At 47.6% G+C, this 24554-nt stretch carries 18 protein-coding genes; 12 read left to right on the plus strand and 6 right to left on the minus strand.

The window, feature by feature from the left end:
- The first annotated feature begins 180 nt into the window (after nucleotides 1-180).
- The 3 genes from asnS to DP_RS06760 all read left to right on the plus strand — a co-directional run bounded on the left by asnS (nucleotide 181) and on the right by DP_RS06760 (nucleotide 4273).
- On the plus strand, nucleotides 181-1530 hold the full coding sequence (gene asnS / locus DP_RS06750; protein ID WP_011188572.1) for an asparagine--tRNA ligase: 1350 nt from the start codon (nucleotides 181-183) through the stop codon (nucleotides 1528-1530).
- A 125-nt stretch (nucleotides 1531-1655) separates the two neighbouring features.
- Complete coding sequence (ubiE, locus tag DP_RS06755) at nucleotides 1656-2339, plus strand: bifunctional demethylmenaquinone methyltransferase/2-methoxy-6-polyprenyl-1,4-benzoquinol methylase UbiE (protein WP_228130178.1); 684 nt, start codon at nucleotides 1656-1658, stop codon at nucleotides 2337-2339.
- Nucleotides 2339-4273 (plus strand): AMP-dependent synthetase/ligase, encoded by a 1935-nt coding sequence (locus tag DP_RS06760; RefSeq protein ID WP_049785023.1) that lies wholly within the window; start codon nucleotides 2339-2341, stop codon nucleotides 4271-4273. The genes ubiE and DP_RS06760 overlap by 1 nt, the downstream gene beginning before the upstream one ends.
- A gap of 1108 nt (nucleotides 4274-5381) precedes the next feature.
- On the opposite strand, the gene DP_RS06770 is transcribed toward DP_RS06760, so the two are convergent.
- The 4 genes from DP_RS06770 to DP_RS17390 form a co-directional block, all read right to left on the minus strand.
- Complete coding sequence (locus DP_RS06770; RefSeq protein WP_011188577.1) at nucleotides 5382-5807, minus strand: hypothetical protein; 426 nt, start codon at nucleotides 5805-5807, stop codon at nucleotides 5382-5384.
- Between the two features lie 58 nt (nucleotides 5808-5865).
- Nucleotides 5866-7092: a Shedu immune nuclease family protein gene (locus DP_RS06775; RefSeq protein WP_156792222.1), complete on the minus strand. Its 1227-nt coding sequence runs from the start codon at nucleotides 7090-7092 to the stop codon at nucleotides 5866-5868.
- Nucleotides 7093-7450: 358 nt separating this feature from the next.
- Nucleotides 7451-8359, minus strand: coding sequence for a DMT family transporter (locus DP_RS06785; protein ID WP_011188579.1), 909 nt, complete (start codon nucleotides 8357-8359; stop codon nucleotides 7451-7453).
- A gap of 92 nt (nucleotides 8360-8451) precedes the next feature.
- Nucleotides 8452-9219 carry an MOSC domain-containing protein gene (locus DP_RS17390; RefSeq protein ID WP_083818939.1) on the minus strand — a complete coding sequence of 256 codons (768 nt, stop codon included), beginning with the start codon at nucleotides 9217-9219 and terminating at the stop codon, nucleotides 8452-8454.
- A gap of 400 nt (nucleotides 9220-9619) precedes the next feature.
- Here DP_RS17390 and DP_RS06795 point away from each other — a divergent pair, with 400 nt between their 5' ends.
- Together DP_RS06795 and ybaK are read left to right on the plus strand one after the other, a co-directional pair.
- Nucleotides 9620-10105: a universal stress protein gene (locus tag DP_RS06795; RefSeq protein WP_041277722.1), complete on the plus strand. Its 486-nt coding sequence runs from the start codon at nucleotides 9620-9622 to the stop codon at nucleotides 10103-10105.
- A gap of 89 nt (nucleotides 10106-10194) precedes the next feature.
- Nucleotides 10195-10668, plus strand: a complete 474-nt coding sequence (gene ybaK / locus DP_RS06800) for a Cys-tRNA(Pro) deacylase (protein ID WP_041278445.1) — start codon at nucleotides 10195-10197, stop codon at nucleotides 10666-10668.
- On the opposite strand, the gene DP_RS06805 is transcribed toward ybaK, so the two are convergent.
- Nucleotides 10665-11708: a hypothetical protein gene (locus tag DP_RS06805; RefSeq protein ID WP_011188583.1), complete on the minus strand. Its 1044-nt coding sequence runs from the start codon at nucleotides 11706-11708 to the stop codon at nucleotides 10665-10667. The two genes, ybaK and DP_RS06805, sit on opposite strands and share 4 nt — an antisense overlap.
- Here DP_RS06805 and DP_RS06810 point away from each other — a divergent pair, their 5' ends adjacent.
- The 6 genes from DP_RS06810 to rarD (DP_RS06835) all read left to right on the plus strand — a co-directional run bounded on the left by DP_RS06810 (nucleotide 11709) and on the right by rarD (DP_RS06835) (nucleotide 22524).
- A complete protein-coding gene (locus DP_RS06810) occupies nucleotides 11709-12017 on the plus strand; it encodes a hypothetical protein (RefSeq protein WP_041277723.1) in 309 nt (102 codons plus the stop codon). It begins immediately after the preceding gene.
- A gap of 147 nt (nucleotides 12018-12164) precedes the next feature.
- Nucleotides 12165-15335 carry an exodeoxyribonuclease V subunit gamma gene (gene recC, locus DP_RS06815; protein ID WP_011188584.1) on the plus strand — a complete coding sequence of 1057 codons (3171 nt, stop codon included), beginning with the start codon at nucleotides 12165-12167 and terminating at the stop codon, nucleotides 15333-15335.
- Nucleotides 15325-18900, plus strand: a complete 3576-nt coding sequence (gene recB, locus DP_RS06820) for an exodeoxyribonuclease V subunit beta (protein WP_011188585.1) — start codon at nucleotides 15325-15327, stop codon at nucleotides 18898-18900. Before recC ends, recB begins: the two co-directional genes overlap by 11 nt.
- Nucleotides 18900-20483: an exodeoxyribonuclease V subunit alpha gene (gene recD / locus DP_RS06825; RefSeq protein WP_011188586.1), complete on the plus strand. Its 1584-nt coding sequence runs from the start codon at nucleotides 18900-18902 to the stop codon at nucleotides 20481-20483. Before recB ends, recD begins: the two co-directional genes overlap by 1 nt.
- A 64-nt stretch (nucleotides 20484-20547) precedes the next feature.
- Nucleotides 20548-21441, plus strand: a complete 894-nt coding sequence (rarD, locus tag DP_RS06830; protein WP_011188587.1) for an EamA family transporter RarD — start codon at nucleotides 20548-20550, stop codon at nucleotides 21439-21441.
- Between the two features lie 183 nt (nucleotides 21442-21624).
- A complete protein-coding gene (gene rarD / locus DP_RS06835) occupies nucleotides 21625-22524 on the plus strand; it encodes an EamA family transporter RarD (RefSeq protein ID WP_011188588.1) in 900 nt (299 codons plus the stop codon).
- Between the two features lie 53 nt (nucleotides 22525-22577).
- Here the strand turns inward: rarD (DP_RS06835) and DP_RS06840 are convergent, their stop codons facing one another.
- Nucleotides 22578-22955 (minus strand): pyridoxamine 5'-phosphate oxidase family protein, encoded by a 378-nt coding sequence (locus DP_RS06840; protein ID WP_011188589.1) that lies wholly within the window; start codon nucleotides 22953-22955, stop codon nucleotides 22578-22580.
- Nucleotides 22956-23764: 809 nt separating this feature from the next.
- On the opposite strand from DP_RS06840, the gene modA reads away from it, so the two are divergent.
- A complete protein-coding gene (gene modA, locus DP_RS06855) occupies nucleotides 23765-24550 on the plus strand; it encodes a molybdate ABC transporter substrate-binding protein (protein ID WP_011188591.1) in 786 nt (261 codons plus the stop codon).
- Nucleotides 24551-24554: the final 4 nt, after the last annotated feature.

Below are 24554 nucleotides of genomic sequence, written 5' to 3' on the forward strand. Positions count from 1 at the left end.
TTTACCATTGGAGCGTGGCTTGAGAGGCTTTTCTCTTATCGCCGGCTGTTTTGTAGATTAATTAAAATGAAATGGCGGTTACGCCTTTAACAGTTATCTTATAGTTTGTCTTATTTACGAGATAATTTCTGTTGAGCCCTGGGCTTAGCTCTATTTTATAGAAAACATAACGGGAATATTATGAGACAACGTATAACAGAGTTGCTTGTGGCAAAGGCAGAAGAGCAGGTGGTAACTGTAGCAGGCTGGATTCGCACCCGACGAGATACCGGAGATTTTTCCTTTCTTGAGGTGAATGATGGTTCCACCCTGATAAATATGCAGGTTATTGCCGACAAGAGCCTTGGCAATTATGAGGAAGAGGTAAAAAAACTGAGCACCGGATGTTCCGTGATGGTTGAAGGGGTTCTGAAAGAGTCTCCGGCAAAGGGGCAAAGTGTTGAGGTACACGCCTCTTCGGTGACCGTTGTTGGTTGGGCAGATCCAGAGACCTATCCTCTGCAGAAAAAACGACATTCCCTGGAGTTTTTGCGTGAGATAAGCCATCTACGTCCACGTACCAATGCCATTAGTGCCGTTGCCCGGGTGCGTTCACGGCTCTCCTATGCGGTGCATAATTTCTTTCAGGAGAAGGGCTTTACCCAGGTTCATACTCCTATTATTACCACCAGTGACTGTGAGGGGGCGGGAGAGATGTTTCAGGTAGCTGCCACCGGTAAGGATGGCCATTTCTTTGGCGCTCCGGCTGGACTTACCGTAAGTGGTCAGTTGCAGGCTGAGGTTTACGCCACCGCCCTGGGTGATGTCTATACCTTCGGCCCCACCTTTCGTGCAGAAAACTCTAACACCAGTCGTCACCTTGCAGAGTTCTGGATGATTGAACCCGAGATGGCCTTTTGTGATCTGCAGGGGGATATGGAGGTGGCAGAGGAGATGTTGAAGTATGTGCTGGCAGATGTGCTGGAGCACTGTGTAACGGATATGAACCTCTTTGATAAGTTTATCTCCAAGGGGATCATTGAACGTCTCCAGTCTGTTCTGGCGCATGATTTTGCCCGTGTGACCTATACCGAGGCTGTGGATCAGCTTCTTGCCTCGGGACAGAAATTTGATTTTGCCGTGAAATGGGGGATTGATCTTCAGTCTGAGCATGAGCGTTATCTGACCGAACAGGTATACAAGAGGCCCCTGATTGTAACGGATTATCCTGCTGCCATTAAACCGTTTTATATGCGTATGAATGAGGATGGCAAGACCGTTGCTGCCATGGATATTCTGGTGCCGGGTATTGGTGAGTTGGTGGGTGGTAGTCAGCGTGAAGAACGCTACGATCTGCTCGCTGAGCGGATGGAGGCAGCAGGTCTTGATCTGGAAGAATATGGGTGGTATTTGGATCTTCGTAAGTATGGTACAGTGCCCCACGCGGGTTTTGGCCTCGGTTTTGAGAGACTGGTTCAGTTTGTCACAGGCATGGCTAATATCCGCGAGGTAATACCCTTTCCGCGCACCCCGGGTTTTGCCCCCTGCTAGAGAGGCCTTTTTTGCGAGATTCCGCCCCATGGCGTGGCTGGGGCGGTAGTAGCTGATAGAGAATAAGAATGCGGGCACAATCTTGCAGTCTATTTCTAGAAATGAAATGTAGAGAGGAGTTTGTTTTGAGCAAGGGCCCAGGTGTAGAGAAGATGTTTGATGCTATTGCCGGACGTTATGACCTGATGAATAAGGTGATGACCATGGGCCAGGATCAGCGTTGGCGTAGGTTTGTTGTGGCCAAAGCAGGAGACCCGGGTGCAGGGCAGGTTCTGGATCTTGCCACGGGCACCGGTGATATTGCCGCATTGATGCACAGGTCCTATCCAAGGGCCCAGGTAACAGGCGGAGATTTTTCCCGGAATATGCTCGAGGAGGCGAAGAAGAGGTTTGCGGGCCAGGGCATTGATTGGCAGGTCTGTGATGCCAATAAGCTTCCCTTTGCAGACAATACCTTTGAGGCCGTAACCTTTGGTTATTTGCTGAGAAATGTTGATGATGCCTCTTCGGTTCTGGCCGAAGTGTACCGCGTGTTGAAACCGGGTGGGCGTTGTGTCTGTCTTGATACCACACCCCCTGCTAAGAATATTATTTACCCCTTTGTTCAGTTTTACTTCCGTTACGGAATCCCTCTATTGGGCCGGATGATAGCCGCCGATGAGGCAGCTTATGCCTATTTGAGTGGCTCGACGATGGAATTTCATTCTGCTGAGGTGCTTGCCGATCTTTTTCGTGGGGCCGGTTTTGTTGATGTCCATTATAAGAAATTTATGCTGGGAACGATCGGAATCCATTGGGGAGTGAAATAATGTTTGGTGAAGGAAGGCTAGATGCAAAGTTGTTGCCTGTGCGTGAGATCCAGAAGACTCTGTTTGAGATGTTTATCGCCAGTGTTGCCCATCATTCAGATAATATTGCCTATATATATAAGGTTAACGGTGAAGAGCTGCGGGTAACCTATTCAAAGCTCTTTGAGGATGTGCTTCTGTTGAGCAGGGCCTTTAAGAGGCGGGGCTTGGGCAGGGGCGATAAGGTGATGCTCCTCTCGGACAACCGTTATTCCTGGATCGTTACCGATCTTGCCCTTCTCTCCCTCGGGGCGGTAAATGTCCCCCGCGGCTCGGATACCCCCACTCAGGAACTTGAGTTCATTGTTGAACATTCTGAGAGTGTTCATCTGATTGTGGAGAGCAGTAAGTTGCTTGATCTGCATGCTGATTATATCAAGAGATGCCGACAGATAAAAGACATCTTCATTATGGTGGCAGGAGAGGTGCATACCCTCTTTGGTCGTACCTATTCCTATCAGGATCTGCTTGCCAATCGTCAGTATAGCGAAAAAGATGTGAATAATTTTCTGGAAGAGGGTTATTCCTCTACCGAAGATGATTTTGTTACCATAATCTATACTTCAGGTACTACAGGGGTGCCCAAGGGGGTCCAGCTCAGCAACAAGAACATTATGCATAATGTTGATTGTTTGCCGGGGATTATTCGTCTTACCGAGGAAGATCTGTGGCTCTCCATTCTTCCCAGCTGGCATATTTTTGAACGTACTGCCGAGTATGTTGCCCTTGCCGCCGGGACAACCCTCGTCTACTCCACGGTGCGCACTCTGGTCCAGGATCTGGAGAGATATAAACCGACCCTGTTGGCCACCGTGCCTCGGGTATGGGAATCTCTCTACTCCAAGGTGGACTCAGGGGTACGTAAAAAAGGAGCAATGGCCTATAGAATCTTTACTTCTCTTATCTGGTGTTCTTCCACTTATCGACGTAACAGAAGGGAATTTCTTGATCGGCTGCCAGTTTTTGCAAAGCCTAATTCCCTTGTTCGGTTTGGCCAAAAAGGTGTGGCTTTGGTGAAGATGTTGTTCCTTTATCTGCCCTATCTTTTTGCCGAGAAAAAGCTCAATGTGGTGCGCCAGCGTTTTGGTGGCAGGCTACGCTTGGCGATCAGTGGTGGAGGTAGTCTTGCCGATTACCTTGAAGAGTGGGTTGATGCCGTTGGTATTCGTATTGTTAATGCCTATGGGATGACCGAGTGTTCGCCTGCTATTGCCGGACGTGGACTCGACTGTCGGGTCTATGGAACGGTTGGCGCAGGTGTTACCAATACCCGGATTCGCTTGGTTGATGATGATGGCCTTGAAGTCTCTCAAGGAAAAGAGGGGTTGATTGAGGTTGTGGGCGATCAGGTTATGGGCGGTTATTATAAAAACGATGTGGGGAATATCGAGTCTTTTACCGATGATGGTTTTTTTAGAACCGGTGATCTCGGACGAAGGACGATCAGTGGTGATCTGGTCCTAACCGGTCGGGCCAAGGATATTATTGTTCTCTCCAGTGGGGAGAATATTGACCCCAGCCGGATTGAGAGTGCTATCTCTGTTTTTCCCTTTGTTCAGGATGCTATTTTGGTTGGGCAGGACAAGAAAGGACTCGGTGCCCTCCTTGTTGCCGACAGAGAAGAGTTGCTAAAGTATGCCGATAGCAGATTTTCTCATCTGCGTAAAGCCAGTCAAGAGCTTCTCAAGGATAATAAGGTGCTTGAACTGATTCGCAAGGAGATGAACGATAAGCTCCGGCCTAAGCAGGGGTTTAAGTCCTATGAAAAGTTGCATAAAATTACTTTCTTAGAAAAGGAATTTAAGCTCGGTGAAGAGCTGACCAATACCCTGAAAAAGAAACGTCATGTTATAGAAAAGAAATATCACAAGGTTATCAACGATTTGCTCCATTAATGGAGATGTTACTCATTCATTTTCTTTTACTCAAACCTACGCACCCCCTCTTGTTCTCCCCCTCGCCAAGGTGGAGAGACTTTCAGCAGAAATATGGCAACAGACGAAGCCTCTGCTCTTGCCCAATCTCCTCTTTTTTGCCCTTTCTCGCATCTTTTCTGCTTTTAGCCCCTCTCCTTGGCGAGGAGAGGTTGGGTGAGGTGCGTTCGTGCCGGAGGCAATTTCCTCCATTCCGTCAACTCTTATCAAGGGAGCAGGTCGCTCGGAACAATAACTGTTTGTCGATTTTCAAAAGGTCTCACCTTTTCAATGCCAAAACCCATAAGAGATGGGGGCATTTAAGCGTTACAGTGTACTACATATCTGCAAAGCGATAGCTGCCGATAAGAAAATAATGGTAGAGGTAAAGGCTAAAGGAAAAAAGAGGCCCTACCCGTTGTAGGGAAACCCTAAGCTTGCGCTCATGGGAGAATAAACACATGCAAAAAGCCTAAAAACCAGAACATTGGCGCAATATACATTTGTATAAAGCCTCAAACATTCAGTAGTCGACCAATATACAAATGTATAAAGCCCGAAACACCCAGGAGTGGAGCAATATACAGATGTATAAAGCCTGAAACATCCAGGAGTGGAGCAATATACAAATGTATAAAGCCTCAAACATCCAGGAGTGGACCAATATGTAAATGTATAAAGCCTCAAACACCGAGGAAACACAATATGCAAATGTATAAAGCCTGAAACATCCAGAGTGGACAATATACAAATGTATAAAGGGTGAAACTTGAGTCTCGACCAATGTACCCGTGCATAGGGTGAAAACTGCCGAGGTTGACCAATGTACGAATGTCGAGAGGCTTGAAAGATGGGGAATGGCTTATCTAGAGGATCTTATCTTAGGTGAGATGGAGGACTCTCTTCTTATTTATGCAACAAGGCCGCATTGGTGTTAAAGAATTGATTATCTTTTCAAATTCACACATATTTATTTTCCTGATGGATAATGCTCATTAAAGCTAACTCCTCATTAAGAGGCAAAAAATTGTTGGCCAAAATCAGCGAGGCACGAGCATGGCCAACTGTTTTTGTCCTTTTGAATGACTTGTTATAAACCGTTTTCACGTGTGCTCATTAAAAAAGCCTTAAACCTAATAATGTTAGGAGTTTCATTGCGTTTCAGCATCGAATACTCTGTGAGAGCATCAGTTATAGCCATAAAAGAATCCAGTTTTAAGTTTAAATAGGCAAAACGATCTGCTTTATTATCCATGTGTTTAATAGAATTTTTCGGGCGCTTATCTTCTTTTTTGATAGCTGTTCTATTAATTTGTTCATCTATAAATTTAGCTGCTTGATCTAGTATCATAGTAGTAAAATCTTGCCCGCCGTTTATTCTTAGCCATTTACCATATATTTCTTGAGCAGCTCCAGCTAAATGCAGCGCCGAAAAATATTTTTGACCATCTAGATATGATTCAATAGCACTCTCTAACATTTCATCTGCAATAGTTAATTTATCAAACTTTTCCATGGGATTCCGATAGGTTTATAACGGCAGAAATCAGGCGCCGACCAATGGATTTACCGCGTCAGCGCCCCATACCCCTTCCCGTTGCCTGAATTAATTTGTTGTGTGTTTTAGACCACTGACTTATTGTAAACTTAAGTCGCTCTAATAAATCATCATATGTAATGATGTCGATTACATTTTTGTATTTTCTTTTAATAACTTCAAAATCTTGCACCTGCTCATGTGTCATACCCTTTTTACGACCCATAATTATAATGCCGCTTGGATTTGTTATTTTTATTTTGAAGTTCTCTGGCAATTCGTCTTTGTAGTGCTCTGTTAATTTTTCCTCTCCTTTTTTACCCCATTTATTTAAATAGAAAATATACTTCTCAATTTGCATTACCGTACCAGAAAGTTCTCTTAGCGGTATGTAGTTGTCTCTATAAGTTCTTGTAGTAACTATACACTTGTCGAAGGGCTTCTTTATTTCGATAATGTCTGTATTTCCGCTGGAATCTATTAGTAAATAGTCGATTTTTCGATCCGCTTTGTTATAGGTATCCCTGACAGGAGCTTCCTTGAATGCATGTATATATTTGGGATATAGCAGTAGTATAATTTGCAGCAATTCCTCCTGCCATTGAGCTTCAGTATAAGAAACTTCATCCTCAAGCATAGAATTAAGCTTTTCAGAAATGCTTGTAAATTTAATTAGTTCGAGATTTGAAAAATCATACTGAAGATTAGCTCCCTTTCTACCATTTTTTTTATTTAAATATTGTTGATAACGTTCCTCATAGTCGTCATTAATTTCTATGTATGAAGATAAAACGCCACTGATCCTTGCTGAAACATATTTATTTAGTTCATTTGTATTGGGAAATGTTTTCAATAAACCATAATAAACCGGCATTGAGATCGCGTCTTCTTCGTCACCACCTATATAAATGGGACGATTTACCATGTTATCTATTTTGGGAAATATTGATATGTTACGTTCCGCGACAAAAAACCTACGTTCTAGTTTTATATCTTCATGCACATATAGATCGTGTTTTAAAGATAAAATATCCTTCGGGAAGCGATAGTATTCCCCATCCTTAACAGCAACTTCAAATTCAACTGGAGCCTCTTCGTCTTCTTTATTGAAAGCAGAACTAAGATTCTTTTGGCTAAACTTGAAGACTTTACTAATTGTAACTCTGCCTGATTTATCCAATTCGTGATAGACCCAATTATGCGTGGGATAATCGCTTGAGTAGCAGAGTAAGATTTTGTTATCTAATTCCTTAAATTTAATCATATATTTGGGTTGCTCGCATTGAGACATAATGACCCGAGGTGAGCCACGAGATTGTTTTGTGATTTGGGCACCGTGTACAGGTCCTGGATTGAAAAATGGTCGCAGTCGCTTCCCTTATTGCTGGGGACTTAGCTCCGGGGCGACAAATTTTTCTTTAAAACTGCTGTTTATCTCCTCTGGTAACATAATGGAGGAGCAGATGGAAGACAAGCTTATTTCACTCCTGAGCCTAGCTTTAACTCTATGGAAAGTGGCAGAGTCTCTTATGGGGAGACCTCTACTCATTCGTAACGGAGAAAAGATGTTACTCTTCGAATATTAGATATTTATCCTGCTATAGCACTAAGGCAAACTCTTGCTACGATCGCCCCTTTTTATTAAGGGGGTAGCTGCTCTCTCGGTAAAAAATAAACATTCCAGAGGCAATGATGATGCCAGCGCCCAGCAGGGTTTGGGCACCAGGGAATTGCCCAAAAAGTAGCCAGCCAAGAATGGTGGCACTCACTATTTCGAGATATTGAAAGGGGGCAAGAACATTGGCATCTGCTTTGGTGAAGGCGATGGTTAAAAGTTGATGGGAGATAAGGGAGCTGGCGCCAACACCAAGAAAAAGGAGGGCAACCTCAGTCGTTGGCCAGGAGAGTTCAAAGAGCGGCAGTGAAAATGCATCTCCTAGTAAGGTTATGGGTAAAAGAAAGAGAGTTGCACCCATGCTTGCGTAGAACTGCATGGCGTTGACACTCTCTCCTCTTTTACTCTGTTTTCTCGTTACAATAAGATATAGGGCAAAAAAGGTTGCGGTGAGAAAGGGGAGGATGGCGGTTGCACCAAAATTTGTGAAGCTGGGGCCGATGATGAAGAGGGCGCCGGCAAAGCCAATCAAACAGGCTGTTATTCGTGCAATACCAATTTTTTCTTTAAGAAGTACGGCGGAAAAGAGGGTTAAGAGGAGGGGTTCTGCAAAGAAGATAGCAATGGCATCGGCCAGAGGCATTTGGGTAATTGCGGCGATAAAGCAAAGAGATGCCACTGCATTGAGAATACCTCGCAAAAAATGGGTGGCCAGCAGAGGGAGCTTAGGGATTTTAAGTTCCCGGTAGGCAAAGGGAAAAAGCAGTGCACCCTGTAAAGAAAAACGGACTAAGGCAATTTCACCGGGGGAAACATAGGCTGTCAGAACCTTACTTATGGCATCAATAACCGGAAGCAGCAAGGCTGCTGCTATCATAATAAGTAATCCTTTTTGCTGTGACTTTCTTTCCTCCATGCCTCCTCCTTAAAAAGTAAATAGGAGGAGGGTACTGTAGGAGTAACGGATTCGCAACAGGAGAAAGTTGGTTAGTATGCTTTCGCCTCACTTTAGTAAATCTTGGCTTGGTCCTGTTGGGCCTGGCTATTTTTAGTTGCCGCTATGATAATTTCGTTAATGCTCTTGGCATAGGAAACATTTTTAGGAGCAGTCACCCTATCAAAGGATGTTCTATGCTCTGCTTGAGGATCATAGAAAAAGATATAATCGCTACCCTGGTTTTCCAGAAGGTCTGTCAGGACAATTTTAAGGTTACTGTTTTCTTTGTTGAGGGGGTCAACTCGGACAAAGGCTGTTCCCCATACCTGTCGTATCTGTTCAATCTCTTCGTCGGAAATATTCTCTGCTGCTGCTGTAGTGGTGATAAGGGCCGCGGAGCTGGATCTTTCTTTGCCTACTTTTATCTCGTCTCCAACCCTTATTTCGCCGCCCTCTTTGACAATGGCAAAAATACCTTCGCGGGGCATAACGCAATCACCTGCCTGATGGAAAATGGCGCATGGTTTGTGACAGATCTTGCCCAACTGGGAGATGATAAGTTTGCTCTTGCCAATTGTGAGATGGCTTCCCACGGGCAGGGCCGTAAGGTTTATTCCCGTTGTGGTGAGATTCTCTGCAAAATTACCTGCCACCACATCAAGTCCCTTTTCTCTCATGGAATCGATACTTTCCTGGGCGAGGAGGCTTACCTGGCGATGCCATCTGCCACCGTGGGCATCGTCTTGTAGGCCAAAGGCCTCAATAAGTTGAATGGAATGCACATTTTTTTTTCGAACACCCTTGCGATTACTTATGGAAATTGCTGAAATGATGGACATGATAGGCACCTTTTGTGAGAAGAAGAGCTTACACCTCTTCTGAGGGTTTTTGAGAATTCGGCATTAGGAAATAAGGTATCTATTTTAGCTGTTTTTGCAAGAGGTGATGGGACTGAAGAGGGGATTTGTAAAAAAAATATGATGGTTCCAGGTCATGGAGGATAAAGGTTTTCGTAAAGATTGGGGGGGCAGGAGGTAGGAGTGGGTAAAATAGGCAATTATTATAATCTCTTCTTTTGTATTTGGAAATAAAATTGTTGATTTTTATTTTTTCTCTGTCGAATTTGTTGCTAGAGACAATAACTCCCTAGTTATAGTTATATAAAAAGCCTATAATGAAGCATTAAGTTGAAACTGATTTTTGCTGATCAATAATAACAATTACAAGTGGAGACCTGTTATGAGCATTATAAGAAATGTAGACTGTGTCGTTACCCCTATAGATTTTTCAGATAATTCTGAAATGATAGCAAAATCTGCAGCCTATATGGCGGGTAAATTTGGTGCATCATTACACCTTGTCTTTGTCGTACAGAATTTTGAAGATTATTCTGGTTTCTTTGTTCCTCAGATGTCAATGCCCAGTCTTGAAAATGAACTGCTTGAAGGTGCCATGAAGAAGATGGAGGCCTTTTGCGAAAAACTTCAACCAACCTTGGATGAAAGTGGTATTAGTGATGTGAAGAGTAAGGTTCTGACCGGCGATGTTGCCGAGCGCATTATTGAGTACGCCGCAGGGGCAGATGCGGGCATGATTATTATGGGTACCCATGGCTATAAGGGACTTGAAAAGATTATGTTTGGTAGTGTGGCGGGTAAGGTTGTCCGTGCTGCCGGTTGCCCTGTCTTAACCATTAATCCCTATAAGTGCAGCATGAAAGAGTAGTCCTACTTTGAGATGCAGGCAGTAAGGTTTGATGGCAAGGAGATGCTCTTTTGAGTTCTCTTTGCTTTTTTTTTGTACAGAGGATAATTATGACTCCAGGTGTGAAACAGGTAAAAAAAGCGGGGATGAGCTATAAACTCCATGAGTATAAGCATGATGTGCGAGCAGAATCCTACGGGCTTGAGGCAGCAGAAAAACTTGGGGTTGCTGTGGAGAGGGTTTTTAAGACTCTGGTGGTGGAGGATGGGGATGGCAATATGGCCGTTGCCATTATTCCTGTCTCTTGTTCCCTTAACTTGAAAAAAATGGCCATGGCTCTGGGTGTTAAAAAAATAAATATGGCCGACAAGGTTCGGGTACAAAAGACAACGGGTTATGTTCTGGGTGGGGTAAGTCCTTTGGGACAAAAAAAGCGTCTGCCAACCGTACTGGAGAGTTCAGCCCGGGAGATTGCCACCATCTATGTCAGTGCCGGTAAGCGTGGCCTTGATATTGAGCTTGCCCCGGATGTACTTGTAACTCTGCTTGGGGCAGCCTTTGCAGACCTCTCGTCTAGCTCTTAGTCCTCCTCACAAAAGAGAAGGAGGTGCCCCTGCGCACCTGTCTCTTTTCTCTTCTCCAGTAAACTGCCGCAACTTGCGTCCTCAAAGGAGTAGATATCGATACGTTTGCGTCCATACTTCTCACGGGGAAAGGCAACCTCTATTGCCGCATTCCACAGGGCGATGTCTTCATAGTTTTGACCCTGAACTAGCGCCTCAATTCCTTCCAAGAGAGAGCTGTTCTCTTCCTTAAAGGCTGTGATCCTCTCAATGGATTCAAGGGACTCCCATCCCGTGATTGCAGGGAGAGCAATGGCGAAACTGGGCTTGATGAGGCTCTCTGTAAGGGTGTTATAGCTATCGAGCATTCTCTCTGCTGCATCTCTGTTATCGGTTATAAAGATGTCGATAGTCTTAAATCTCTCCTCACTCCTCTGGTAGAGTGTCTTCCAGGCCAGGAGGCGATTTTGTACTGCCCCTGAACCCTGACTGACCATGTTTTTCTCCAGTAGCTGCAGGTCGGCTAAGGGGTTTTCTTCCTCGTCGATGAACTCTCCGTGCAGGTTTTGGAGAAGTTCAAGCTCATATCCTTCCAGGAGGCTGAGGTTACGGCTGAGCTCCTCCTCTTCTCTTTCCAGCAGTTCTGCAAGTTTAAGTACCAGGCGTGCCTGCCAAATTTCGGTGCCTTCTTGAGATGTCAGGTCGTGCCCACCCAGCAGTGAAGAGATAATGTCTCCCCGTGACTCCGGATGAGCCTTGTTTTTTGCTGAGAGTGCGGCCAAGCTAAGGCTTGAAAGTTGGGCCGCATAATCATCTTTGCGTGTACCTATATCCCTTACAAGGTGTAAAAATCTTGCCCGATTATCACCAAGAGGGCAGGGAGTATATGCTTGACAGAAATCATTTTTAATGAAACTATCGTTGAGATCTGTATCGTGACTGATGGTGCTATCCTCAATCGGTTGAAGCAGATAAATGGTAGCGGGAAGCAGGAACATGGGATACTGCCGCGCCGAATAGATGGCAGTTCCTGGAAAATATAAGGTCTTTAGAGCACACATATGAAAAGTCTCACCAATACGTTATCGTTTTATGCTTCGATTGTTGTTTATTTGATCTTTAACCTTCGTCTGCAGGGGAATGGTGCAGGAGGAATCGATGCACTTTCTAGTTTTCAGGCCACGGCTCTGCAGATTGGGCAGACAGCACCATATATTGCAGGGTTTACATATTTTATTATTGCCATTTTACAGTATATGTCAGGGGGGGACAAGGTACCCTGGGATCGCAGAGTGCGGCTTTTTATGGCCCTTGGTATTCTCGGTGGTCTGTTTATGGGCATTTATGAATATGCAGGTGTTATTGAATAGACTGATTGTACCTGCCTAATTCTGTTCTGTAAATGAACAAAGTTTCTTTTTTTCAGAGGTTTATTTCTTACATTTTTTCGGCCCCTTCCTGCTCTTGTGAGAGAGGTAAGGGGTTTTGTCTCTTGTAGCTCCTATTAAGGGTGTCCCATGTTGCATCTTCATATATCTAACCACACCGAAAAGCTTCTCGAAATCTTAGCGGCCATTATTAAAAGAGAGGGCCGCGCCAATCTCTTTGCCAGAGAAATTTTTTTAATTCAGAGCCCGGGGGTGGAGAGGACTGTCTGTCAGTATCTGGCCGATGAGTTTAAGAGCTGGTGTAATTTTGATTTTCTCTTGCCTGCTGGTTTGTTGCGAAAAATAGCCTCAAGCCTCTATGTTGATCTTGAAACAGATCTCTTTGCCAGCCAGACGACCGTCTGGCGACTTGAGGCCCTGTTGCGGGATATTGATGAGGATATTTATCTGCCCTTGAAAAAATATGTAAGCGGCGAGGTGGCGGAGCTGAAAAGATATCAACTTGCCGGTCAGATAGCTCAGCTCTTTGATCAGTATCAGCTGATGCGTCCCAGCATGCTTGCCCGTTGGCGACTTGGCCAGAGGGTAACGGAGGAGGATTGCGAAATATGGCAGATGCATCTCTGGCAGAGACTGGTGGAGGAGTTCCCCGCTGCCCGGCATCAGGGAGAGATCTTAGAAAATATTATTGAAACATTGGAAAAAGAAGAGTGCCAACGTCGTCTGCCCAGGCGGATCTTTGTCTTTGGACTCCATACCATGGCCCCGCTCTTTTTAAAGTTCCTGCAGGCCCTGTCCTCCCGGACCGAGGTGCATCTCTTTCTCCTCTCCCCCTGCAGAGAATATTGGGGTGAGGTGGGGAGGGGAGGCGATCGTCTTCTCTCTCTGGAGGGCATAAGGGATTCGGGTGTCGATCTCTCTTCCTATGAGGAGGAAGAGCCTCAGCAGTTACTGGCCTCTCTTGGTCGGCAGGGCCGGGATTTTCAGCAGATGCTGGTGGCGTCCGCTGGTTATAGTATAGACTCTGCCCTCTATCAGGGCTTAGGTGCTGGCTCTCCCCCCTCTCTTCTCCACGTCCTACAGGGGGATATTTTAGAGAGGGGCAGACTGGCGGTTACGGCAGCAAGAGACGATTCCCTTCGCATTGTCTCCTGCCATTCGCCTCTGCGGGAACTTGCTGTGCTCAAGGATCATATTCTTGACCTGCTCTATAAGGATGCCAGCCTGCAGCTACGGGACATTGTGGTGATGGCCCCTGATATTCAGGAGTATGCCCCGCTCATTCCCGCCCTCTTCGCTGACATTCAGTACTCCATAGCCGATCGTGCCACGGGACAGCGCAATACGGTGATGGCTGTCTTTCTTGATTACCTCAACCTCTTCTCGGGAAGGTTCGGTTGGAGTGAGGTTCTTGATCTGCTTCGTTCGGAGCATATTTATTCCCAGTTTAGCCTTGGTGAGGGGGATTTTGATCTCCTGCAGAAGTGGGTGACAGAATCCGGTATTCGCTGGGGACTTTCAGCGGAGCAGAGGCAGGAGCTCGGCCTACCTCCCCTGGAGCTGAATACCTGGTTGGCTGGCTTGCAGAGGCTGCTCCTGGGCTTTGCCATGTCCGCCGATACCATGGTGGAGGGGGTTTTGGCCTACAGCGATATCGAGGGCAATAGTGCTCAGGCACTTGGCGGTCTTTGCGAATTTCTTCAGGTGTTACAGGGGGGACAAGAGCTCTATACCACTCCACGTCTTCTCCATGAGTGGGCAGAGTTGCTCCAGGGGGATGCGGAGCGTCTCTTTGGCGGTGAAGAAAATTCTGCCCATCAGGAACTACAGCAGATTCTGGCAGGGCTTGGCCGGGGCAGGGAGTATCAGGGCGTCCTTCTCTACAGTCAGCCCATTGCCTTTCAGGTGGTTATGGCCTGGCTCCAGCAGGCCTCTGCCCAGGTTGGTTCCAGTGCAGGCTTTCTCCGGGGGCAGTTGACCTTCTGTTCTATGTTGCCCATGCGCTCTATTCCCTTTCGGGTGATCTGCCTTTTGGGGCTTAACGAGGGTAAGTTTCCCAAACAGGATAAGCAGGCGACCTTTGATCTCCTCGCCAGCAAACCCGAGCTGGGTGATCGCTCGCCAAGAATTGACGATCGTTATCAGTTTCTTGAGGCCCTGATCTCCGTGCGTGACTCTCTCTATCTGAGTTATGTGGGGAGATCGATAAAAAATAATGGCGAGATTCCTCCCTCGGTTGTTCTCTGTGAACTGCTTGATCTGCTGGAGTGTAAATTTGCCATTAAGCCTGAGGATATTGTGGTTGAACAGCCCCTCCATCCCTTTAGTTCAAAATATTTTGAAGGGAGAGCTGACCTCTTTAGCTATAACGAGAACTGTCTTACCCTGGCCCAAAAGATCTATGGTGGTGGTGGCGGGGAGGAGCGTCCATGGTGGTCGGGGAACCTGGGACGACCTCAGGAGAACATCTACCTGGCCGATATGGTCTCTTTTTACAAGAACCCCCAACGTTGGTTTGTGAGCAGAAGTCTTGAGATTCGTCTGGGTGCCAGTTCGGATCTACCCGACGATACAGAGACCTTCTCTGCCTCGGGCCTTGATCGTTATCTGTTGGAACAGGGTTTGGTAGAGGATCTGCTGGCAGGTAGAGAGGTGGCAGATATCTATCATGGTCTGGCCATAGAGGGGCGCTGGCCCCAGGGGACTCCGGGGAGCCTCCTCTTTAAAAAACTCCTGACAGAGTTGGACGAATTTACCAACAGCATTCGTCAGATAGATCCCGGCCCGATTATCCAGACCCTTCCCATTGATCAGCGTATTGGCCCCTATCGTCTTTTGGGGAAGGTTGCCCTGCGCCAGAATGGGATTTTTCTCCATCGTTATGCCAATCGTAAGGGCAAAGATCTACTTGAGGCATGGTTATATCATCTGGTGGCGGGAAGGGAGCGACCGGATATTATCACCTGGCTGGTCTGTAAGGATGGGGTGCTGAAATTTTCAGAACAGCCGTCCGAGGAGATGCTCCTTCTCTATCTGGAGCACTTTGCCTTTGGTGTTAATACCCTCTCCTCCTTTCAAGTTGAGGCGGCCTATGCCTATAGTTTGCACTGTCAAAAGAAGAGTAAGAAGACACCGATGCAGGTAGCCGAGGAGACCTTGAAGGGGAGCGTGACAAAGGGGTATGAACCCGAGCTGGCCCTTGCCATCAGCGGTGGAGTGGAGGAGTTTTTGGCGGGAGAATTTGAACGATACTGTATAGAGCTGATGTTGCCTATTTGGGAGTACGCCGATGAGTTATAAAGCAGGAACGCCTGATCCGATTATCTTTGATGTGGCCAAAACACCCATGGAGAGAGGGGTTAATTTTATAGAGGCCAGTGCCGGGACAGGAAAGACCTATGCCATTGGTATGCTGGTCTTGCGGGCCATATGCGAGCAGGATATTGGCATTGATCGTATTCTTATTGTCACCTTTACCCGGGCGGCGGCCGAGGAGCTGCGTTCTCGGGTGCGGGCCCGTTTGGTGGAGGCCCGTGATCTTTTGCAGGGACGGCATGAGGATGCGAGTCTTCGTGCCTGGCAGGAGCATGCGGTAAAGGATGAGGGTGTGGCTCGACGCTTTATCTCTCGTCTGCAGCTGGCCATTGTCAATATTGACCGGGCAGGTATTTTCACCATCCACAGTTTTTGTCAGCGGATGCTCAGTGAGCAGGCCCTGGAAAGTGGTCAGCTCTTTAGGATGGATCTGCTTACCAGTCTCGATGACCTGCGTCTCCGGGCCGCCGAAGATTTTTGGCGTATTCATGTCTACTCCCTGTCTCCCTGGTCTTGTTCTTTGGTAATGGGCCAGTGGTCTTCTCCGGCGGATCTGCTCGCCAACGCCTTTGTCCATCTCCATGGCGATACCCGGATAGAACCAGAGGTGGAAGATATCTCTCTTCTTTGGCAAAATCTCGAAGGAGCCATCGCCAGGATGAAGGAGTGGTGGCTCGGTTCGGGTACCGCCCTGCAGGAGGCCCTGGCCGAGGCCTGTGGCGAAGACAAGTTTAAGAAGGCCTTTGTCGCAGACTTTGCCGGCTCTTTCCGGGCCTGTGAAAAGTTCTTTCTGGGGCAGGCAGAAAAATTTCCGGCAAATCTCTCCTGGCTGACCGTGGCCGGGTTGAAGGTTGAGATAAACGGCAATAAGTTTCGTGGTAAGAAAAAGGATGAGATCGACCCCTTTCTTAACAGCATGGGTCTGCCCGAAATGGCGGCCACGGAGTTACTGGAGCTCAAGAAGCAGCTCTTTATCGGCTACCGTATATTCTTTGCCGGAGAGCTGGAGCGAGGGGTAGGGCGGCAGCTGCAGGAGCATGGCTCCATCTCCTTTGATCAGCTTATTTCCCGTCTCGCAGCTGGGCTCTGCGGTGAGGAGACCCATTTGCAGACGGCCCTGCAAGCCCGTTATGATCTGGCCTTGATCGATGAGTTTCAGGATACTGATAACGAGCAGTGGCATATCTTCTCCAAGCTCTTTGCCTCGAAAAAGCACAGCCTCTACCTCATCGGTGACCCCAAACAGGCCATCTATAAGTTTCGTGGTGCCGATATCTATTCATATTTTACTGCCCGAACCAAGACGGATTATTTTTATAGTCTTGATACGAACTATCGCTCCCACCGGGACCTGGTCCGGGGGGTAAATGGTCTCTTCGCGGGCTCCGATGACCCCTTTCTCTTTAAGGAGGAGGGCCTGCTCTACTATCCGGTCAAATCGGGTAAGAGTAGGGATGTCTACCTGGTTGATGCCGAGAAGAAGCCCCTTGTCCCCTTTGTCTATCTACAGCTTGAGGAGAATGACGATGATAAAAAGGGCAAGTGGAGCTCGGCCCTGGCTAGAACTGCCATTCGCGGGGACATTGTTGCGGAAACTCTCCATCTTCTCTCGATCAGCGAGCCCACCTCCATCCATAAGCTGAACAGGGATGGTCAGTCGATTTATCAGCCCCTTCGTCCTCAGGATATAGCCGTTCTGGTGCGTTCAAATAGTCAGGCCGAGGCCTATCAGCAGGCCTTTTTGCAGGTGGGTGTTCCTGCCATTATTGCCGGGCGCAAGACTATCTTTGAAACCGATGAGAGCCATGAACTCCTGCTCCTTCTGCAGGCAATCATTGACCACGACGACCTACGTCTGCTGAAAACGGCCATGACCATCTCCCTCTTTGCCTGTACGGGGGATGATATCATGGCAATCTGGCAGGATGAGCAGGCGGTGGCGGAGTGGTATAATGTTTTCCTGCAGTGCTATCATCTTTGGTCCGAGCGTGGGGTGCTGACCATGCTCTATTTTCTGGTTGATAGCAAAGAGCTCTTTGCCAATTTGGTCCAGTTCTCTCAGCCGGAGAGACGTATTGCCAACTTTACCCATCTCTTTGAGGTCTTGCAGCAGGCGGAAACTGCTGCCAATTTGGGTCCACGTCAGAGTCTTCTCTGGTTGCGCTCAGCTCTTACGGGGAAACAAAAAAACGATGCCTTTGAACTGCGGCTTGAAAGTGATGAAGAGGCCCTGCAGATTGTGACCATGCACAGCTCAAAGGGGCTGCAGTATCCCGTTGTCTTTTGCCCCGATCTCTACGGCCGCTCTGCCCGTATTAAAAACGAGAAGAACGTTATCTCCTGTCATGATGGTGGCGCTGTTATCGATTTTGGTTCCGAACATTTTTCTGAACGTCGGGAGCGGGCCTGTCGGGAGGAGTTGGCCGAAGATCTGCGACTTGCCTATGTTGCCCTGACCCGGGCCGAACTTCGTTCTTATACCTATTGGGCGGATATAAGTGCCCGGGGCGCCGGGGTAGATGCCTCCCTTAATTCAGCCCTTGGCCATCTTCTCTTTGCCGGTGACGATATTGACTATGAGGAACAGCAGGAGCGTTTAAAGGTGCTTGCCAGAGAAAGTGGCGCTCTCTTTCAGCACGTTTCGGCAGAGCCTGCCACCTGCTCTTCCTATGGCGCAGAGAGGAGAGTAAAGAGCCTGGCTACCCGTCCCCACCGCCCCCGCCTTTTGGCAACAGATTGGCAGATGACCAGTTATTCGGCCCTGGCCTCCCTCGGCGATCATGCCCCCGTCGTTCAGTTTGACAGGGATGCGCTGGCAGATGCGCCGCGTATCGCCTTTGCCGAACTGCCCAAGGGCGCTCGCTTCGGTAATGCGGTCCATGATCTCCTGGAGAAGTGTGCTTTTGCCGATCTTGTCCTACATGCCGATGATCTCCATGTTCAGGGTATGATGGAGCAAAAATGCGAGGAGTACGGTCTGCAGCTCGATCAGGAGCTCTTCACCCAACTCTTTGTCCAGGCGTGTTCCACTCCTCTCTTTGCAGGAGGTTTTTCCCTAGCCGATTTGAGCCGGAGCCGCTGCCTGAAGGAGATGGAGTTTTACCTGCGCCTAGCCCATATTAATTTGGCTGAGATAAACACCATCCTCGCAGATGAGCCGACGGTGCAGGCCATATCTGCTAAAAAGATGAGGGGCTATATGACGGGCTTTATAGATCTTGTCTGTCAGCACGAGGGCAAATACTATGTGGTGGATTATAAGAGTAACTATCTGGGCGAACTGCAGAGCGATTATAGCGGTGATAGTCTGGTGCAGGTAATGGCCGCTCATAATTATGGACTGCAGTACTATATTTACAGCCTTGTTCTGCATCAGCATCTTCAGACCTTTGTTGAGGGATACTCCTATGAGGAACATTTTGGTGGGGTTATGTATCTCTTTGTTCGTGGCATGGATCCGGATATTGCTGGTAGTGGTGTCTTTGCCACCAGGCCTGCCAGAGGGCTCATTGAGGCCCTTGATCGTCTTATTGGCGGAGGAGAAGAGTAATGGCTGATAACTTATTAGAAAAACATTTCACTGAGTTTTTAACGGGTATTTCTGGCTTAGCAGGCGAAGAGGCCCTGAGGTTTTCTGGGATCATCTCTGGCCTGATGCAGCATCTTGCCGGTGGTAGTAGCTGTGTCGAATTGGCGAAGGGGGAGTTGGCTCTGCTCGGCAAAAGTACCCTGAGCACTCAGGTGGCCGGGATTGACGAGACTCCGCTAACGCCTCTTGTCCTCTATGGCAGACGACTCTATCTGCAGCGATACTTTGTCTATGAGGCCCGTCTTGCCCGGCAGTTACTTGACTATGCCTCTGGGCAGTCTGTTCTTCGGATAGATCCCGATCTGTTGGCCGCAACCTTTCCCGAAGAGCTGGACGAGGGTGAAGAAAACCATCAGCAAAAGGCCGCAGAGAAGGCACTGCAGACACCCTTTCTGGTGGTGTCGGGCGGGCCGGGTACGGGGAAAACCACCACCGTTGTTCGTATTCTTGCCCTTCTTCATCATGCCATTGGCCATAAACTTGATGTGGCCTTGGCTGCTCCGACGGGGAAGGCCGCTCAGCGTCTCTATGAATCGATTCTCGGCGGTGCCGACCGTCTACCCGAGCAGCTACGACGGGACGTTGGTGAGTGGCTTCCTGAAAAGGCGGTTACCCTGCATCGGCTTTTGGGGACTCAGTTAAACTCCACCAGATTTCGTCATAACAGAGAAAATCCCTTAGGTTGGGATCTGGTCCTTCTCGATGAGGCGTCGATGATTGATCTGGCCATGATGAGTAAACTTGTCGATGCCCTTAAGCCGGGCGGGCGTCTTATCTTATTGGGTGATAAGGATCAGTTAGCCTCGGTGGAGTCAGGAACTGTTCTGGCCACGGTGATATCCGGGCTTGCCCGTTGTAGCGCTCAGCTGATAAAGACCTATCGGTTCAACGATGAGATAAAGGCCATTGCCATCGCCACCAATGCCGGCAATGGCCATCGTGCCTGGCAGCTGCTGGAGAAGAGAGCTGTTGAGGATTGGCAGGCTTATATAGAGGGTAACTATCGAAAGTATATTAGCTCTGTGCAGATGCTTAGCGGCTCCGGGGCTGAGGATGCCTTTGCCTCACTGAAAAAATTTATGGTTCTCTGTGGCACCCGGAGGGGGAGGAGGGCGGTAGAGGGGATTAATCAAATGGTGGAGGAAGATCTGCTCCGGCAGGGCCTGAGGGGAAGCAATAGCTCTTGGTATATCGGTAGACCTATTTTAATTAGTCAAAATGACTATAACCTCGGCCTCTATAACGGCGATATTGGTATCTGTCTGCCGGATGAGGATGGCATGTTGAAGGTGTGGTTTGAAACGGGCAGTGGAACATTTATCCGTTTTCTTCCTGTTGCCCTTTCAGATTATGATACAGTTTTCGCCATGACGGTACATAAGAGTCAGGGCTCCGAGTTTACAGAGGTGATGATGGTTCTGCCCATCGAGGATAATCCCGTACTCTGTCGGGAGTTGATTTATACCGGGTATTACCCGGGCCAAGGAGTGTGTGCGAATGGTTGCGGAAAAACAGATATTTATTGCTTCGCTTGCCCGTTTTAATCAGCGGCAAAGTGGTTTGGAAGAGATGCTCCAAGAAAGAGACGCAGGTTAGGATGGTGGAGAAATGCAAAGATATTTTGGCGTATTGGCGGCAACAGCCGCCTTTACTATGTGGGGAAGTTTACCTGTTTTTTGGAAGCAGATTGCCATGGTGCCCTCTCTGGAGGTGCTCTGTCACAGGACAGTTTGGTCTCTTGTCCTAACCTTGTTTATTGTCCTGGCCTTTGGCAGGAGACGAAAGGTGGTGGCGGCCATGACGAGGGAAAATGTCAAGATTTTAACCATCAGCGCTCTTTTGGTGGCCGCCAACTGGTTGCTCTCTATCTGGGCGATTAATTCCGGTTATATCGTCGCCACAAGTCTGGGCTATTTTATCAGCCCTCTGATTAACGTTGCCCTGGCCTATCTCTTTTTTGCTGAGAGATTGCGGCGAGCTCAGAGTCTGGCCCTTTTGCTGGCCCTCTCTGCGGTGGTGTATCTTGCCGTATATTACGGAGAATTTCCCTGGATAGCCCTGGGACTTGCTGTCAGCTTTGCCATCTATGGGGCGATGCATAAAAGGATTACCGTATCGGCACTTGACGCTCTCTTTATAGAGACCTTGATACTCGCCCTGCCTGCTGCAGGCTATCTCGTCTGGCTGCAATATAGGGGGATTGGTTCATTCTTTGCTCACGGTACTGAGGTCAGCTTTTTTCTGATGGGTGGCGGAGTGGTGACCACTATTCCTCTGCTCTGTTTTGGCTATGCCGCTCAACATTTACGTCTGGGTACCCTGGGTATTTTTCAATATCTTACTCCAAGTCTCAGCCTTGTTATTGGTGTGTTCCTCTACAGTGAGGCCTTTCCGTCGGAGAGGATGGTGGGCTTTTCTCTTATCTGGTTGGCACTTTTGCTCTATATGGGAGAAGGCTTTTTCCAACGATATGGGCATGCCCGGGCCATCTTAGACAGATAGGTGTAGATCGTTATGGGGGCGCCCTTGTTCTCTGTAGTCAGAACAAATATCTTTGTTTTTATTTATATATGAGTATTCTGCGGGAAAATATTGTCCCCCACCTTGAGCAGTGGCACTTCGGTGCCTGTGACCGAAATTCAGGGGCAGAAATGTAAAGAAAAAACAGATGAGGACGGTGCAAGGATGCAAAGATATTTTGGCGTATTGGCGGCAATAGCTGCCTTTGCCATGTGGGGAAGTTTGCCTATCTATTGGAAGCAGGTGGCCATGGTGCCTGCTCTGGAGGTACTCTGTCATAGAACGGCCTGGTCACTTTTGGTCACGGCAATTATAGTTTTTTCTCTTGGCCGCTGGCGGGAGGTTATGGCCGAGATGAAGAGAGGGGGGAATATAAAAATTCTCCTCAGTAGTGCTCTTTTGCTAGCCGCCAACTGGTTATTATATATTTGGGCGGTTAATTCGGGCTATATCATCGAGGCGAGTCTCGGTTATTTTATAAACCCTCTGATTAATATAGGTTGTGGCTGTCTCTTTTTTGGAGAACGATTGCGCCGAGGTCAGATTCTGGCACTTTTCATTGCAAGCTGTGCTGTGATTTATCTTACCGTCTATTACGGAAGATTTCCGTGGATAGCTATTACCCTTGCCTTTAGCTTTGCCGCCTATGCTGTGGTTCATAAAAAGACGACCGTCTCGGCAGTTAATGCCCTCTTTATAGAAACTGTCATGCTCTTTTTGCCGGCAGTAGCTTATATAGCTTGGCTTCAGTATACGGGGGTGGGCTCATTCTTGCTCCATGGCAGGGCAACAACGTTATTTTTAGTAGGGGCAGGAGTCGCAACCACCATCCCTCTGCTCTGTTTTGGTTATGCCGCCCATAACCTACGACTGGCAACTCTGGGGATTTTTCAATATATTGCCCCGAGTCTCAGCCTTGTCATTGGTATTTTTCTTTACGGGGAAGATTTTCCCGCTCAACGAATGGTGGGCTTTTGTCTTATTTGGCTGGCGATTCTTTTGTATATGGGCGAGAGCTTTTATCAACGCAATAAACAAAATAAGGCTCTAGGTCACGGGGAGTAGTAGTTTTTTACAGAGTTACCCGTGGACAGTTCTACGGGTAACTCTCTTCCTACCTAGAGCAGTTTTTCTGCACCTGCATAGACCTCTTCAATCTTGAGTGCCGTTGCCGCATGGCCAGGATGCTTTACTGGATTCCAGCTCTTCATATCTGTAAAAATAGGGCCTTCGGTGTGGTACTCAATGCTGCCCTTCACCTGGTATGCCTTTCCCTCTTTTGTAATGAAAAGGATCGATCCCTTGCTGCCAGCAGTTATATTTTTTAATGTCTTAGAAAAATAATTGTTGGCAACAACCAGGGTCTCTTCGTTGTACTTTGACACACAGGTGGCATAAATTGAATTAGGCATTCCGGCTGCGTCGACGGTAGTGAGGATAATTGCCGCTTCTCGATTGTCCCAGGCACTGCTTACTTTTTCAGGTAGTGTGGCCATTGTTTCTCCTTGGTATCTATTCTGTCTTAAAATGTTTTTTTTCTGCCTCAGCTATGGCAGGGGTAGAAAAATTAGTAATCCATTGCTTCCTAAGGGGCAAGTGGAAATGTTCTGTGAAATTAAAGGTTTTTGCTCTTTTTGTCAAAGAAGATATCGGGAGAGAGAAATATTTAAATCTCGGTCGTTATGTCATTCTGTTGTTGAGGGAACTTTTCTCTTTATGAATGTGAATTGACTTTGTCATAGAGACCTGAGTTATTGGAATAATCTCCATTGTTATTCGACTGAGCTTTTCCACATTTTGCCATTATGACCGATTTCCTGATGTTGATTGTCCTCATGATATTGCTGATTTCCAGATTAGCATTGATGATGAGAACGGAGATCTTACGGTGATGTTTTTTCCGGAAAAGCGAGGGGCACATAATCACGGCATCGAAATAAAAACGGTTCGCGACTGCAATTAATTTTTGCATGGATTAGTTGTAACGTGAGGATTTTTGTCCGTTTTGCGCATAATTGTGTAAACAGGGCTATCATGGTTTGTTTGCCTTTTTGCTACTGCCTTGCAGGGCAATTATTTGATTTATAAGGAAAAAAAGTTGCATCGAGGCCATTGGCCGGCTAGGATGTCCTTGGTTTTGAAGACAACTGAGGGTTGGGCTGGCTTTTTTTCTTAGGGGCGGCTGATTGATTTAGGCGTTTCACGGAGAAGCGATTGCCTATCAACCTGTTATCATCTCACCGTGTTTTGAGAAGAAACGGACGGGGAGCGTCCTATATACGAGAATTTTTTTTGGGGAGAAGAAATGAAAAACAAGATTTGTCAAACGATCTGGCTGATTTTAATTTTGCTATTAACGTACATGCCTTGTATCGCATGGAGCGAATCGGAACCGCTGACAGTCTATTCCGGAGCGGGCTTGATGAAGCCAATGGATGAACTCAAAGCCGATTTTGAAGCACGCTATAAAATTCCGGTGCGGATTATCTACGGCGGTTCCGGCGAACTGTTCGGTATGATCGCCATTCGTAAAGCAGGTGATGTTTTTATCCCGGGAGCTGAAAAATACATTAAGGACGCTATCAATAAAGGAATGGCTCGGGCCAAGGGACAACGTTCGGTCTGTTATCATGTGCCGATTATTATGGTACCGGCCGGCAATCCGGGGAACGTTCAATCCCTGCAGGACCTGGTCCGTCCCGGCGTACGTGTAGCCCTTGCTGACGCCAAGGCGGCTGCCATTGGCAAAGTGGCGAATAGTATTTTGAAAAAGAACTTCCTGACGGAGCAAGTTGCTAAAAACGTGGTGGTAAGGCCTAGCACTACCAATCAATTGTTGATCTATATTGCGACCCATCAGGTGGATGCTTGCATCGCCTGGGGAGATCAGGCTACCTGGGGTGAGGCTAAAGGCAAGGTCGAGGTTGTGCATATTCCGCCAGCTCAGAATACCGTCAAAACTATTCCAGCAGCAATAGTGACTTATTCCAAACAGGCAGATAAGGCACAGCTGTTCATCGATTACATCGCTTCACCTGAAGGCAAGGTGCTGTGGCAGAAATGGGGGTTCCCCATCGATAAGGCGGAATAACGAC

It is taken from the genome of Desulfotalea psychrophila LSv54 (genome assembly GCF_000025945.1).
Classification (GTDB): Bacteria; Desulfobacterota; Desulfobulbia; order Desulfobulbales; family Desulfocapsaceae; genus Desulfotalea; species Desulfotalea psychrophila.

Bases quoted from the DNA above. Each gene is read 5' to 3' on its own strand.
- rarD (WP_011188588.1), top strand. From the start codon at position 21,625: ATGCAAAGATATTTTGGCGTATTGGCGGCAATAGCTGCCTTTGCCATG.
- DP_RS06770 (WP_011188577.1), bottom strand. From the start codon at position 5,807: ATGGAAAAGTTTGATAAATTAACTATTGCAGATGAAATGTTAGAGAGT.
- DP_RS06785 (WP_011188579.1), bottom strand. From the start codon at position 8,359: ATGGAGGAAAGAAAGTCACAGCAAAAAGGATTACTTATTATGATAGCA.
- recB (WP_011188585.1), top strand. From the start codon at position 15,325: ATGAGTTATAAAGCAGGAACGCCTGATCCGATTATCTTTGATGTGGCC.
- modA (WP_011188591.1), top strand. From the start codon at position 23,765: ATGAAAAACAAGATTTGTCAAACGATCTGGCTGATTTTAATTTTGCTA.
- DP_RS17390 (WP_083818939.1), bottom strand. From the start codon at position 9,219: ATGTCCATCATTTCAGCAATTTCCATAAGTAATCGCAAGGGTGTTCGA.
- DP_RS06760 (WP_049785023.1), top strand. From the start codon at position 2,339: ATGTTTGGTGAAGGAAGGCTAGATGCAAAGTTGTTGCCTGTGCGTGAG.
- rarD (WP_011188587.1), top strand. From the start codon at position 20,548: ATGCAAAGATATTTTGGCGTATTGGCGGCAACAGCCGCCTTTACTATG.
- asnS (WP_011188572.1), top strand. From the start codon at position 181: ATGAGACAACGTATAACAGAGTTGCTTGTGGCAAAGGCAGAAGAGCAG.
- recD (WP_011188586.1), top strand. From the start codon at position 18,900: ATGGCTGATAACTTATTAGAAAAACATTTCACTGAGTTTTTAACGGGT.
- DP_RS06795 (WP_041277722.1), top strand. From the start codon at position 9,620: ATGAGCATTATAAGAAATGTAGACTGTGTCGTTACCCCTATAGATTTT.
- ybaK (WP_041278445.1), top strand. From the start codon at position 10,195: ATGACTCCAGGTGTGAAACAGGTAAAAAAAGCGGGGATGAGCTATAAA.
- DP_RS06810 (WP_041277723.1), top strand. From the start codon at position 11,709: ATGAAAAGTCTCACCAATACGTTATCGTTTTATGCTTCGATTGTTGTT.
- recC (WP_011188584.1), top strand. From the start codon at position 12,165: ATGTTGCATCTTCATATATCTAACCACACCGAAAAGCTTCTCGAAATC.
- DP_RS06775 (WP_156792222.1), bottom strand. From the start codon at position 7,092: ATGATTAAATTTAAGGAATTAGATAACAAAATCTTACTCTGCTACTCA.
- DP_RS06840 (WP_011188589.1), bottom strand. From the start codon at position 22,955: ATGGCCACACTACCTGAAAAAGTAAGCAGTGCCTGGGACAATCGAGAA.
- DP_RS06805 (WP_011188583.1), bottom strand. From the start codon at position 11,708: ATGTGTGCTCTAAAGACCTTATATTTTCCAGGAACTGCCATCTATTCG.